Source organism: Pseudomonas oryzihabitans (assembly GCF_024652905.1).
GTDB lineage: Bacteria > Pseudomonadota > Gammaproteobacteria > Pseudomonadales > Pseudomonadaceae > Chryseomonas > Chryseomonas benzopyrenica.
Map to the genome: position 1 here is coordinate 2,661,937 of NZ_CP102428.1, position 13,535 is coordinate 2,675,471.

Genomic DNA, 13,535 nt, shown 5'->3' on the forward strand with positions numbered 1-13,535 from the left:
CATTGCGCTAGCAGACACGGAAAACCTGTCTAAGTTAACAGTTTCGGCGTTTCGCTTCGCGCTGGCCTTCGACCACTGCTCCAGAAAAATTACTCACTCGGTCGCGTTTTTCTCCACGGCATAGCGCCGCTCCAGGCCGCTGTGACCCAGACCGACGCCCTTGCGCACCTTGAGCTGCACCGGAATGCGTTCCTTGAGCGCCTCCACGTGGCTGATGATGCCGATGGTCTTGCCGCTGGCATTGAGCTGGTCGAGGGCATCCAGGGCGACCTCCAGGGTTTCGCCATCGAGGGTGCCAAAGCCCTCGTCGAGAAACAGCGAATCGATGCCGGTGCGCTGACTGACCAGATCCGACAGGGCCAGCGCTAGAGCCAGACTCACCAGGAAGCTCTCGCCACCGGACAGGGTACGGATGTCGCGCAGGGCATCGGCCTGCCAGGTGTCGAGGATCTGCAGTTCCAGTTCCGCCGCCTGGCGCCGGATCAGCCGATAGCGGCCGTGCAGACGCATGAGCTGACCATTGGCCAGGTGCACCAGGTGATCCAGGGTCAGGCCCTGGGCGAACTTGCGGAATTTGGCGCCGTCGGCCGAGCCGATCAGGCCGTTGAGGTGCTGCCAGAGATCGTGATCGCGCTCCTGGGCGGCGATCTCGCCGAGCAGGGCCTGCAGGCCGTCCCGGCGCCGTTCGTCTTCGCGCAGGGCGGCGTTGACCTCGCCCTGGCGCTGGCCCAGCGCACGCAATTCGGCACTGGCGGCGGCCAGTTCGGCATCCAGCTCGGCGGCGCTGCGCTCGGTCTGCGGCGCGGCGTTCAAGGTTGCCAGGCGTTCCTGCGCCGCACCGGACAGGGCGCGAGCCTCGGTCAGGGCGGTCTCCAGGCGGCTGCGCTCCGCGGTCAGGGCGCTGTGCTCGCCATCGTCCAGTTGCGCAGCGCGCCAGGCGTCGGCATCGGCGAAGGCACTGGCGGCCAGGGCAACCTGCCAGCGCTCGTCGGCCTCGCGGGCCTGGCGTGTCTCACCCGCCAGCCGCTCGTGCAGCGCCTGGCGGGTCCCCTGCAGCGCCGCCCCCTGCTCGCGGCAGTCTTCCCAGGTCGCGGTGGCCTCAACGAGGACGGCGGCGGCGTCTTGCGGCGCTACCGTGGCAGGCGCGACCTCGCCAGCGCGCTGGCGCCAGGTCGCCACCAGCGGGGCAAGCGTGGCCAGGCGCTGGGCGCTGTCCTTCAAGCGCTGCTGCAACGCCTGCGCTCGTTGGCAATCGGCCTGCCAGACTCGCCATTCCTGGTCGCGCTGGGCCAGCCATTCCGCCGCGCGCCGGGGTACCTCATGGCCCCAGCCGGCCAGCTCCTCGCCCAGTCGACGCTCGGCACTGGTCTGTTGCGCCTGGGCTTCGCGCTGCTCGTCGGCCCCCTCGGCCAGCGCCTGGCGTGCCCGCTCCCAGGCCGCCTCGGCCAGGGCCAGGCGCTGTTCGGCATCGGCCTGCTGGCGCGCCAGGCGCAGGGCCTCCTGGCGACTTTCCTCGCCCTGCTGGCGCAGACCATCCAGGGTGGCGAGCACCTGCTGGATACGCGCCAGTTCCTGATCCTGACGACGGCGCAATTCAGCCACCGCGCCGGGCGCCTCGGGATCGGCGCCCAGGGCCGTGCAACGCTGGCGCCAGAGTTCGCCCAACTGTTCCAGTTGTTGACTGGCCTCGGTCTGCTGCTCGTTGGCCTGATCGAGTTGCGCCTTGAGCGCGGCCAGGGCCTCGCTGAGTTCCTTGCCCTCCTGGGTCAGGCGCTCCAGCTCGGCCTTGGCGTCCTGCAAGGCGGCCTGGGTGGCGGAGACGTCCAGAGCGGCATAGTCGGCCACCGCAGGATGCTCGCGAGAGCCGCACAGCGGACAGGGTTCGTCGGGCTGCAATGCAGCGCGCTGGGCTTCCAGGCTGCGGATGACCCGCTCCTGTTCGAGCAGCTTCTCGCGCTCGCGCACCTGCTGGGCCACTTCGCGGTAGCGTCCGCGCAGGGCATCCAGGCGCACCTGATGATCGCCATGCTGGCGCTGGCGCTCGCCCTGGCTGCGGGCCAGGCGCTCCAGCTGCGTCTGCAGCTGGCGCCGACGCTCGACCAACTGATCCAGCTGGTCCACCTCGTTGACCCGGCCCAGCGCAGCCTGCCAGAGGGCGCGCCAGGCCTTTTCGTCGCGCCCGTCCAGCGCCGCCTGCCAGCGTTCGGTCTGGGCCTGCTCCGCCGCCTGGGCCTGGGCGGCTTGCTCGCGGGCGCGGGTCAGCGCCCCCTGCTGGGCCTCGCGCTCCTCGGCCAGCAACTGCAGCTGGCGGGTCTGCTCCTGCTGGCGGCGGGTCAGGCGGGTCAGGGCCTCGGCTCTTTCGTCGCGTAGCGCCAGTTGGCTGCGCCAATCGCCCAGGCGTTCGCCGAGTTCGGCATGGCGGCTACGTTCGGCCAGGCTCTCGGTCAGGTGTTGCTGCTCCTCAAGCGTACGTGCCTGCTCCGCTTCGGCTTGGCGCAGCTGTTCGCCACTGGCGCCCAGGGCCTGGGCCAGGGCAGCGTCGCGGCGATTGACCAGGGTCTGGATGCGTTGATCGAGCTGTTCCAGCTCTTCCCGGCTGCGCTGTTCGCGGGTCTGGGCCTCGCGCCAGGACTGTTCGATGGGCAGCAATCGCGCCGCCGGTTCGGCCGCCGCCAATCGCTGGCGCTGCGGCTCGGCGGCCTCCCAGGCCCGCTGCGCCGCGGCCAGGCGCGCCTCGGCCTGCTGCCTGCCCGCCAGCGCCTGCTCCAGGGCGGTCAGCCACTGGCGTTGGGCCTGCCAGGTCTTGAGGTCGGCGCCCAGCCGTTCTTCGCGCTGCGTCAGACCGAGACCCTCGGCGGCCAGCGCCTGACGGCGTTCGTCGTCCAGCACCTCGACTCCCGCGACACGCTGGCGCAGGCCGTCCAGCACGCCCTTGGCCTCCCGTGCCCGCTCGTATACCCGCTGGGAGATCTGGCCGTACACGGCGGTCCCGGTCAGCTCTTCCAGCAGTTCGGCGCGCTGGCTGGCACTGGCCTCCAGGAAGGCGGCGAAGCCGCCCTGGGCCAGCAGCATGGAGCGGGTGAAGCGCTCGAAGTCGAGGCCGGTGAGTTCTTCGGTGAGCCTGAGCTTGTCACCGGTCTTTTCGGCGAGGATGGTCCCATCGAGACGGGCCAGCTCCACCTTGGGTGGCTGCAGGGCGCCATCGGCCCGATCCCGCGCGCGCCTCTGACTCCAGAAGGCCCGGTAGCGCTCGCCACGCACGGCGAATTCCACCTCGGCGAGGCAGTCGCCGGTATGGCGGGTCATGAGTTCGTTGCTCTCCCCGCCCACCTTGCTCATGCGTGGGGTGCGGTGATAGAGCGCCAGGCAGATGGCGTCCAGCAGGGTGGTCTTGCCCGCCCCGGTCGGTCCGGTGATGGCGAACAGGCCACTGCTGGCGAAGGGTTCGGCGGTGAAGTCGATCTTCCACTCACCCTTGAGGGAATTGAGGTTCTTCAGACGCAGGGTGAGGATCTTCATCAGGCTTTTCCAGGACGACTCGGCGAACCGCCGATTCTGGCATTGTTGGACGCGCGCGCCCATGCCAACCGACCATTCGACCTATGGTCATGCCCGCTGCTGAACTTGCCTCCCGCTCCGTTCTCAACAGAAAGGTACCGCCTTGCAACAACGTTTCCCGGGAGGATCCGTCGTGCGCTCACCTCTGTCTCCCTTCGATTTTCTTGGCATGCCGCTGCTGATCGGCCTGGGCATCCTGGCACTGGTCAGTTGCGGTGGTGATAACAAGACCGCTGCGCTCTGGCAGCCGCTGACAACCTGGCTGGTCTAGCGGATAAAAAGCCCGACGATCCTGGGATCGCCGGGCGGCCCCTCAAGGCATGAACACCGCCCTCATGCAGTTCTTGTCCTTGGACTTGAACAGCTCGTAGCCATAGGGCGACTCTTCCAGGCTCATCGGATGGGTGAGCAGGTAAGACGGATCCAGCTCGCCCTTCTGGATGTGCTCGAACAGCCGCTCCACATAGCGCTGCCCCGGCTGCTGACCCGATCTCAGGGTCAAGGCCTTGTTGACGATGGCACCCATGGGAAACTTGTCGATCAAGCCGCCATAGACCCCGATCACCGACACCGTACCGCCCTTGCGACAGGCGCGGATGGCCTGGCGCAACGCCGACCCGCGCTCGGTGTGCAGGCGCAGCATCTGCTTGGTCTTGTCGTAGGCGTAATCCAACTGGGTGCCATGGGCCTCCATGCCGACACAATCGATGCAACGATCGGGGCCGCGCCCGCCAGTCAGTTCCAGCAAGGCTTCATGGATGTTGGTGGTCTCGTAGTCGAGGACGATGGCACCGGCCTTCTCGGCCGCCAGCTGCAGGCGATCGCTGAAGCGATCGATGGCGATGACCCGCTCGGCGCCCAGCAGATAAGCGCTGCGAATGGCCATCTGGCCAACGCCACCACAACCCCAGACCGCCACGGTATCACCGGGCTGGATGTCGGCGATGTCGGCGGCGTAGTAGCCGGTGGGCACGGCATCGGACACGAACACCGCCTGGGCATCGCTGACGCCGTCGGGCACCTTGAACAGGTTGACGTCGGCATAGGGCACCCGCACGTAGGTCGCGTGACTGCCGGCATAGCCGCCGAAAGCGTGGCTGTAGCCAAAGATGCCGGAACAGGGCTGCCCGTAGGCCAGTTCGGTCATTTCAGGCTTGGGATTACTGTTGTCGCAGCAGTTGTAATCCTCGCGCTGGCAGTGCTCGCAGTCCCCACAGCCGATGATGGAGACGGTCACCACCCGATCCCCCACGGCCAGGCCCTGGTTGCGCAGGCTGCTGCCCAGCTCGACGATCTCGCCGAGGAATTCGTGGCCGATGATGTCGCCGGGTTTCATCGCCGGGACATAGCCACCCAGCAGGTGCAGGTCCGAGCCACACACCGAGGACATGATGATGCGCACGATGGCATCGCGCGGATTGAGGATCTCCGGATCCGGGACGGTTTCCACCTGTAGACGGTTGGGGGCTTGCCAGGTCAGGGCACGCATCAGTTCGCCCTCCCCGGAGTGCCGAGGCCCGCGTCGATGTCAGCCGAGGGTTCATCGGCCGGGCGAGTCACCGGCGGATGGGGCGGCGCCAGCGGGCGACCGCTACGCGAGACCTCGGGGGTGGCGATCTCGCCGGTCTCCAGTTGCTGCTTGAGGCGGCGCAGGCCGAGGTTGACCGCCTTGCCGGTGAAGCGGCTGATGCCTTCGGTGACGGCATGACCGAGCAGGCCGGCCGGGGCTTCGCAGGCCAGCACGACCTGCACCAGGGTGCCACGGCCCTGGGGGGCGTCACTGAAGGTCAGGCTGGCCTTGTGCGCCATGAAGGTGCCGGGCACGGTGCTCCACAGCAGGAACTCGTTCTCGCGGCGCTCGCTCTGCTCCAGGGTCCAGCTCAGGGTGCGTCCCAGGGGACCGGAGGCATGCCAGTGGCTGTCGCCATCAGCGCCCAGCTCGATGCGATCGACGAACGGCAGCAGTTCGCGCAGGTGCTGCAGATCGGCGCAGTAGGCGAACACCTCTTCACGCGGCTTGGCGATGGTGACGCTGCGCTGGATGGCGGTGGGATTGCGCCAGCCCCAGCGTTCGCCCAAGGCCTGCTCGAAGGGCGACGGCTGCAGTGCGGCCTTGAGCTCGCAGCGCTGGCGTACCCCGCGGCTGAGGGCCATGGCGCCCAGCGCCATCTTCACGCAGCCGGCCAGACCACCGCGGCGCAGGCCGCCAAGGATCAGCAGACCGCCGCCGAGCAGGGAAACCACCCGTTCGGTACCCTGGACGTTGGGGACCTGGTTGTCGGAACGCTCATGGCGCGTGGCGGCGAGGGGTTGGGAAAGGTCGTGCATGGGGTCTCCTCCGGTATGGGCTACATAGAGAGGGTGACCCCAGCGCGTGGGACGTTGTTCCGAAGGCGAAAAGCGGTCCGATGGACGCGTTTCGTTGCGATCAGGCGGGCAACTCGCCGAGAACCTCGCGGTAAAGCCCTTCCAGGCGGGTGCGCAGCTCGTCGTCCAGGGTCTCTTCGGCCAGGCGCTGGCTGAAGACGTCCAGGGGACTGAGTTCTTCCAGCGTTTCGCGCTGGGTGCCCTGCAGGGTGGGCGCCATCGCGCTGCGTGCGCGCCTGACGCGCAGTACCTCCAGCGGCAACTCGGCGACCAGGGCGGAGATGCGTGGCTGCAGATCGGCCAGGTAGTCGTCTCCGGTCACCACCACCTCGGCCCACACCGGGCACTCGGGACGGCCATCGGCAGCGGCCTCGATCAGCGCCGCACCCAGGGTATCGAGGCTGCCCTGCACCACGGCCAGGGGCTGGAAACAGGGCACCGCCACGGGCGTCACCCGCTCCAGGACGGTACCGAACTCCACCAGCAGAACCTGCTTAGCGCGCTCTTCGTCGAAACTCAGGCACAGTGGCGAGCCGCTGTAGCGCACCTGCTCCAGGCCGCCGACGCGCTGGGGTCGATGGATATGGCCGAGGGCGATATAGTCCGCCGGCGGAAAGGCGCTGGTGGGAAAGGCGTCGAGGCTGCCGACGTAGATCTCCCGCACCGACTCGCTAGTGCTGGCGCCCACGGTGGTCAGGTGGCCGGTGGCGATGATCGGCAGGGTCATGCCCAGCTCGGCGCGGCGCGCCTCCGCCAGACCATGCAATTCGGCATAGTGCCCCTGGATGGCCTGTTGCAGCGCCTGGCGCTTTTCAGCGGCGCTTTGCCCGGCCTGGCTCTGCACCACGTCCCGCGGGCGGACGAAGGGAATGCCACAGAGCAGCGCGCCGATCTCGCCATCGCGGCGGCGCAACTCCAGCAACTGATCGGCCGGCGTCTCGCTGACGCAGGGGATCACCCGGGTGTCCAGGCAGGCCAGCAACTCGCGGGACTCGGCCAGCACCGCGGCGGAATCATGGTTGCCGCCCAGCACCACCAGGCTGGCACCGGTACCACGCAGGGCGACGATGAAACCGTTGTACAGCTCGCGGGCATAGCTCGGCGGCGTGGCGGTATCGAAGATATCTCCCGCCACCAGCACCACGTCCACCCCCTGCTCCTCCACCTGGGTGACCAGCCAGGCGAGAAAGGCGCGATGCTCGGCCTCGCGGGTGCGCCCGAGAAAGTGCTGCCCCAGGTGCCAGTCGGAGGTGTGCAGCAGGCGCAGGCCGCCTTGAGCGGTGGCCTTGCGGGCGCGCCTGGGCTTGGATTTTTCCTCGAGGACAGCGGCGGGCAGATCGAACAGCGGGAGGTTTTCCATGGGTATCGGCGGTCAGAGCGGCAAAGAGGCGCAGTATCCTCCTCCTGCTGCACCGAGGGAAATCCGTGCCGGTACGCACGGCCGAGCGGTCACTCCGCGCAGGGCCGTGCCGCGATTGCCGCATCCCTTTGCAAGCCCAGGGGAAGCAGACTCAGCAGCCCCAGCAGCGCCATCCCCAGGCCGACCCACAGCGGCGCGCGCAGGCCCTGACCGGCATCGATGGCCGCGCCACCGGCCCAGGCGCCTACCGCCAGGCCCGCGGTGATCACCGAGGTGTGCAGGGTATTGACCAGGGGGCCTGGCGTGGCCGCGGCCATGACCCGAGCGACCATGGCCGGGTTGAGCGCCACCCCGGTCAGGCCGATCAGGGTCAGGGCCAGGAGGCTGGGCGCGGCGCTGTCAGCGCAGCCGACGAACAGGGCGAAGCCCAGCGCCAGCACCGCCAGGCCGACGCCCTGTACCCTCAGGGTATGGCGATCGGCCAGCCGGCCCACCAGCAGATTGCCCAGCACATTGGCGAGGCCATAGCCCATCAGCAACCAGGGAATGGTGGTGGGCGCGAAACCCGTCACCTGGATGAGGATGGGCGAGAAGTAGCTGAAGCCGGCGAAGGTCGCACCGATGATCAGGCCGCTGGTGAGGTAGGCCGCCCAGAGCCGGGCACTGACCAGGGTATCCAGTTCTCCGCGCAACTGTCCGGCCGCGCGCGCCGGTGAGCGGGGCACGCACAGACCGACCAGCAGGGTGCAGCAGGCCGCCAGCAGGGCGACCGCCCAGAAGCTGGCGCGCCAGCCGGCCTGTTGCTCGATCAATACCGTACCCGGCACGCCAAACACCGGAGCCAGCATGAGGCCGGACAGGATCAGCGAGGCGGCCCGACCGCGACGATCCGGCGTGACCAGGTTGGCGCCCAGGGTCAGGCACAGCCCTATGCTGGCGGAGCTGGCGACGCCCATGAGCACCCTGCCTGCTGCCATCACCAGATAACTGGCCGCCAGCGCGGCCACCACGGCGCCCACCAGATAGAGCGACAGCAGCCATAGCAGCGCCGACTTTTCCGCCAGGCGCAGGGCCAGCAACAGCAGGGTCAGGGGTGGGCCGCCCAAGGCCATGCCCAGGGCATACCAGGAGATCAGATAGCCGATCTGGCCAATGGAGACGCCGAGATCAGCGGCCAATGTCGGCATCATGCCGGCGACCATGAATTCGGCGGTGGTCAGCGCGAAGATGGTGAGGGCCAGCAGATAGATGAGACGGGGGATGGCGGGTGGGGCATTCATGACAGGCGGAGGATTCCAGAAAAGCGGACAGGAGCGGCTGTAGCGGGCCGGACGGGCGGACTGATCCCGCGTGTCTCGGGGGTGGGGCTGGGTGCGATCGGTGCCAGGGTTGGCGCACCAAGGGCGGCACCTTAGTGGCTGCGCCGCCGTCCGGTCAAACATGGGGCCGCCGGGCTAGATCCGGAAATCCTCGGCGATCAGCCCGGCCAGAGAGGCGCAGGCGGGGCTGCGTTCGCCCGGTGGCGAGGCCAACCGCAGTTCGTGCACCGGCAGTTGTACAAAGCCCTCCTCCGGCGCCAATTCGCGCATCGGCGGGGTCATGCGCGCCCGGTCGGTGATGGCCACGGCCTGGCCCAGTTCGACCGCCGCCTCCAGCGCCGACGAGGCGGCGCTGGTCACCACCGCGTGCCAGCGCCGGCCCTGGCGGATCAGCAGATCAATGCCCAACTCGCGATAGCTGCAGCCTTCGCCGTGCAGGGCCAGAGGCACGCTGGCGTCCGGGCTCAGTTGCAGACCGGGACCGGCGACCCACACCGGCTGGGTATGGCCGAACAGCTGGCCATCCGCCCGGTCGGTGCGCGGCGGCCCCACCAGCAGCGCCAGGTCTAGCAGCCCTTGGCCAAGCCAGCGGCGGAGCTGGCCGCTATTGCCGGTAAGCACTTCGAGAACGATGCCAGGATGCTCGCCCTGCAGGCGCGGGAAGACAGCCTTGAGCAGGCGCGCGGCATAGTCCTCGGCCACACCTAGGCGCACCTCGCCCACCACCGGCTGCCCCGTGAGACCGGCGAGGATGCGGTCGTGGGCCTGCAGCAGCTCGGCGGTCTCCAGCAGTACGCGACGTCCGAGCGGGGTCAGGGTCACGGCCTGGTTGTCGCGTTCGAACAACCGGCCGCCGGTCTGCTCTTCCAGCCGGCGGATCTGGCTGCTCACCGCCGAGGGGCTGCGGTTGAGCTGCAGCGAGGCGGCGCGAAACTGCCCCAGCCGGACGATGGTATGGAAGGTGCGCAGGACGTCGATATCGAGGGAAGCAGGCATGATGCACCTTTATCGAAGAATAGCTGCATGTAATGTCGTTTGATTGTATTACCACCCCGGTCCAGGCTCAAGGCATCCCGTCACCTGGAGTCCGGTCATGTCCCTTAAGCTGTCTTCTGCGTTGTTGCGTCAATTCGCCCTGGTGCTGTGCTGGAGCGCCGGTTTCGTCGGTTATCGCTATGCAGCGGACCAGGCCCCTACCCTGCTGGTGACCTTCTGGCGCCTGCTGCTGGCCGCCCTGCTGTTGCTGCCGTTCGCCTGGACCGAGGTGCGGCGATTACCCCTGAAGATCATTGGCCAGCAGGCGAGTATTGGCGTCCTGGCCTTCGCCGGAGTGGTAGGGCCGGCGGCCAAGGCCATCGAATTGGGTGTCTCACCTGGGTTGGCGGCGCTGCTCTCGGATCTGTCGCCGCTGCTGGTGGCCCTGGGCTGCTGCCTGCTGCCGGGCCAGCGTACCAACGGACGTCAGTGGCTCGGCCTGGGACTGGGCCTGACCGGGGTCCTGCTCGCGACCGGCGCCGGACTGGGGCTGGGCGTGGCGCCTGCCTGGGCCTATGCCCTGCCCCTGGGCAGCGCCCTGGCCCTGGCGCTGGCGACCCTGGTGCAGAGTCGCCTGCCGCCCAGTCGCCTGGCCCTGCGGACCCAGCTGTTCATCCAGCTCGCAGCCAGTAGCCTGGTGATGCTGGGAGTGGCCGGAGTGGAAGGCCCGCTGACTCCACCGCTGACCCTTGGCTTCGCCCTGGCGGTTCTGTGGCTGCTGATCCCGACCCTGCTCGGCTTCGGCCTCTACTGGCTGTGCCTGCGCCAGGGCAGCCCCCAGGCGGTGAGTGGCGCCCTCTATCTCAGCCCGCCGGTGGCGCTGCTGTGGGCCTGGGCCTGCTTCGACGAACCTCTGGCCCCGGGCATGCTGCTCGGCCTGCTGTTCGCCCTGGCGGGGCTGCTGTGCCTGAATGCGGCGGAGCGGAGCGGCCGCCTGGAGCCGGCGCTGGGCAGATGAGGGTCTCCAGAACGCGATGCTGACGGCTGTCAGCATCGTCATGCGCCTCGTTCGATACGAGGCGCGCCCATGCTCACTCCTTTTCGTCAGCCTGCTCGTCGTGATCCTTGAGCGCAGGCTTCTTACCTGGTTGCGGCGCGTGCTCGGCATCGGGGGCGATGTCCTCACCATGATGCTTTTTTTCTTGCTGCACTTTCTTGTCGTGAGCGACGTTGCGTGGATCGGTCATGGGATTTCCTTGGCTTGGTAGGTCGTTCGGATCCCCATCGACGCATCATGCGGGCAGTGTTGCACCGGGGGTGATGTTTCGAGCGGGACGGCGCGCAGCCGTTCCAGCGCACCGACGAAACACTCTGAAGTAGGCCATGCAGGCGTTTTCTCGACGGTTGTCATTGCCTGGCGGCGTACCGGCAGGCTAGTACTTCAACCGCCGCTCCTTGGACGGCGGATAGCCGAAGTAGGCCGAGTATCTCTTGCTGAAGTGGGTGACCGAGGTGAAGCCGCAGGCCACCGCCACCTCCAGCACCGACAGGGTGGAATGCTGCAGCAGGCGCCGCCCTTCGGTGATGCGCAACTCCAGGTAGTAGCGCATGGGCGCGGTGTCGAGCTGCTCGCGGAACAGCCGCTCGACCTGGCGCCGCGAGCGGCCGGCGTAGTCGCACAGTTGCTCGATGGTCAGGGGCTCCTCGATGTTGGCCTCCATCAGGGTCACCACCTCGCGCAGCGGCGGGGTCATCTGCACCTTGAGCGTCGGATTGACCTGGCGGAAGCGCGATTCCTCGAAGGCCAGGATATTGACCAGGCCATCGGCCAGAGCGCTGCCGCACTGGGCGCCGATCCATTCGAGAAAGAGGTGGAAGGCGCCGCTGGGGCTGGCGGCGGTAAGGCGGTCACGATCCAGCACATGGCTTTCCGCCGAGGTCTTGCAACCACGCACCCGCTCGCTGAAGGCGCCGCGGTGCTCGGGATGGATGGCGCAGCGATAGCCGTCCAGTACCCCGGCCTGACCCAGTTGCCAGGCGCCATTCCACAGGCCGCACAGGGTGACCTGCTGCTTGGCGGCGCGCAGCAGCAGCGCCTTGAGCCGCGGATCCAGCTCCAGCGGTGTCCGCAGCCCGCCGCAGACCACCAGCAGGTCGAAGCGGGCCTGCTCCACGGCGCGGTAGTCGCCATCCGGACGGATGACGATGCCGAGGTCGCTGAGCACCTCGGCGCCGGTCGGGCTGTAGGTCTGGGTGGCGAAGGTCCCGGCGGCCAGCAGGTTGGCGGTCACCAGGGTATCCAGCGCCTGGGTGAAGGACGGCAGGGAGAAGTGATCGAGCAGGATGAAGCCGACCAGCCGGGAAAACTCCGGTCGCGGCCGCGTCGACTGCAACTGCAGGTAGTTCTTGCCCTGGATACCGCTACCAAAGGTTCTTGAATCGATCACGCTTTGCTGCCTTCTCCGACCTTGGGCTCATGCTAGCCGAAAGCTGCGTTCTCGCCTGGCGAGAGAACCGCCACCAACCTTGTCGCAAGCGACCTGCTCCGTGCGCCCATCGCGTTGTGGACGGGCACCCGACTGGCGCAATCAGCCTACCGATTTCAGCGGGATCGGCCCCCGCAACCGTTCCAGCATGGTCGCGCAGTACCAGTCGTCGAACTGGCAGACGCCGTTCTCGGCGACTTCCGAGTAAGGGCCGGGCTCGTAGGACGGCGAATTCACCCCGGCCTGGGTGCCTTCCACCAGCCGGCGATCCTGGTCGTTGGTGGCGATCCAGACCTTGGTCAGGCGCTCCAGGTCATAGTCCACCCCTTCCACGGCGGACTCGGGCACCAGCCACTTGGTGGTCACCAGGGTTTCGTTGGGGCCGAGTGGCAACACGCGGAAACTCAGGGCGTGGTCGCCGAGGAAGTGGTTCCAGGTGGAGGGGTAGTTGAAGTACAGCAATGCGCCGATGTCCGGCTCGCCACTCTGGTCCAGGCGCCCGGCCACGGCTGGCTTGCCGTCCAGGGTGTAGCTCACCGCACCGGCCGACAGTGGGATGCGGGTCATGCGGAAGCGGCCATGAATGTCCATCACCAGCTTGCTCGGCATCCCGGCGCGCTCGCAGCGGGCCCAATGGGCGGCCAGCTCGGGATCGTCCTCGCTACCGACGCCGGCCACCGAGAGGTTCTCGACGAAGGAGTTCATCAACTCAGGATGAGTGCCGTCGCAGTGGTAGCACTCGCGGTTGTTCTCGAATACCAGCTTCCAGTTGCCGCGCTCGATCAGGTCGGACGTGAAGGCGACCTTGCAGTGGTCGAGGAAGTGCGGCGCGATGAAGGGTTTGACCGCCGCGCGGAAGGATTCGAAGTCCGGCGCCTTGGCCGCGACGCAGACATAAATGAAGCTTTCCACCACCTCGACATGTACCGGCTTGAGGCCGTATTGGGTCTTGTCGAAATCGGCACCCATGTTGCCGGCGAACAGCAGGTTGCCGTCCAGCTCGTAGGTCCACTTGTGATAGGGGCAGACCAGTTTGGCCGCTTTGCCCCGCTCGTGCTCGCAGACCTTGGCGCCGCGATGGCGACAGGCGTTGTGGAAGGCGCGCACCTGGCCGTCCTTGCTGCGCACCACCGCCACTGGATAGTCGCCGATCTGCAGGGTGAAGTACTGGCCGGGCTTGGCAATCTCGAAGGTGTGACCGGCGAAGACCCAATCGCGGTGCCAGAGCTGTTCGAGATCCTGGCGATAGACATCGGGATCGCTGTACAGCTCGCGGGGCAGCGAGTGCCGGGGTTGGCGTTGCGCGATCAGGTCGATGACGGCTTGCGTGGGGGTCATGGTCAGGTGTCCTCAAAAGTCAGGTCGAGAGCGGAGTCGGTTGGGCTGTTGTTGTTCTTGGACGGCGCAGCGACGCTCGAAACGCAAGGGCGGTCGTCGCGGACTGGCAGGCGACGAGGCAGGCCTGAGGTG

Annotated in this window: 11 protein-coding genes; 2 read left to right on the forward strand and 9 right to left on the reverse strand. The window is 67.7% G+C overall.

Going from position 1 to position 13,535, the window contains the following annotated elements; translation table 11 throughout:
• Nucleotides 1-93 precede the first annotated feature (93 nt).
• Entirely contained in the window at nt 94-3,519 is a 3,426-nt protein-coding gene (locus tag NRG74_RS12325) for an AAA family ATPase (protein WP_257704115.1), read from the reverse strand.
• 172 nt (nt 3,520-3,691) lie between these two features.
• Between NRG74_RS12325 and NRG74_RS12330 the strand changes: the two genes are divergently transcribed.
• Nucleotides 3,692-3,829 carry a hypothetical protein gene (locus NRG74_RS12330; RefSeq protein ID WP_257704117.1) on the forward strand — a complete coding sequence of 46 codons (138 nt, stop codon included), beginning with the start codon at nt 3,692-3,694 and terminating at the stop codon, nt 3,827-3,829.
• A gap of 42 nt (nt 3,830-3,871) precedes the next feature.
• Here the strand turns inward: NRG74_RS12330 and NRG74_RS12335 are convergent, their stop codons facing one another.
• From NRG74_RS12335 to NRG74_RS12355, 5 genes are all read right to left on the reverse strand, one after another.
• Nucleotides 3,872-5,047: a zinc-dependent alcohol dehydrogenase gene (locus NRG74_RS12335; protein ID WP_064308622.1), complete on the reverse strand. Its 1,176-nt coding sequence runs from the start codon at nt 5,045-5,047 to the stop codon at nt 3,872-3,874.
• Complete coding sequence (locus NRG74_RS12340; protein ID WP_093250794.1) at nt 5,047-5,886, reverse strand: SRPBCC family protein; 840 nt, start codon at nt 5,884-5,886, stop codon at nt 5,047-5,049. The genes NRG74_RS12335 and NRG74_RS12340 overlap by 1 nt, the downstream gene beginning before the upstream one ends.
• 100 nt (nt 5,887-5,986) lie before the next feature.
• Entirely contained in the window at nt 5,987-7,192 is a 1,206-nt protein-coding gene (gene sbcD, locus NRG74_RS12345) for an exonuclease subunit SbcD (protein WP_257706591.1), read from the reverse strand.
• Between the two features lie 182 nt (nt 7,193-7,374).
• Nucleotides 7,375-8,565 (reverse strand): MFS transporter, encoded by a 1,191-nt coding sequence (locus NRG74_RS12350; protein ID WP_257704122.1) that lies wholly within the window; start codon nt 8,563-8,565, stop codon nt 7,375-7,377.
• A 174-nt stretch (nt 8,566-8,739) separates the two neighbouring features.
• A complete protein-coding gene (locus NRG74_RS12355; RefSeq protein WP_257704124.1) occupies nt 8,740-9,600 on the reverse strand; it encodes a LysR family transcriptional regulator in 861 nt (286 codons plus the stop codon).
• A gap of 97 nt (nt 9,601-9,697) precedes the next feature.
• Between NRG74_RS12355 and NRG74_RS12360 the strand changes: the two genes are divergently transcribed.
• On the forward strand, nt 9,698-10,597 hold the full coding sequence (locus NRG74_RS12360; protein ID WP_257704126.1) for a DMT family transporter: 900 nt from the start codon (nt 9,698-9,700) through the stop codon (nt 10,595-10,597).
• Nucleotides 10,598-10,670: 73 nt separating this feature from the next.
• On the opposite strand, the gene NRG74_RS12365 is transcribed toward NRG74_RS12360, so the two are convergent.
• From NRG74_RS12365 to NRG74_RS12375, 3 genes are all read right to left on the reverse strand, one after another.
• On the reverse strand, nt 10,671-10,826 hold the full coding sequence (locus NRG74_RS12365; protein ID WP_085984310.1) for a hypothetical protein: 156 nt from the start codon (nt 10,824-10,826) through the stop codon (nt 10,671-10,673).
• 186 nt (nt 10,827-11,012) lie between these two features.
• On the reverse strand, nt 11,013-12,026 hold the full coding sequence (locus NRG74_RS12370) for a GlxA family transcriptional regulator (protein WP_093250807.1): 1,014 nt from the start codon (nt 12,024-12,026) through the stop codon (nt 11,013-11,015).
• 141 nt (nt 12,027-12,167) lie between these two features.
• Nucleotides 12,168-13,403 (reverse strand): aromatic ring-hydroxylating oxygenase subunit alpha, encoded by a 1,236-nt coding sequence (locus tag NRG74_RS12375; protein WP_160923593.1) that lies wholly within the window; start codon nt 13,401-13,403, stop codon nt 12,168-12,170.
• Nucleotides 13,404-13,535: the final 132 nt, after the last annotated feature.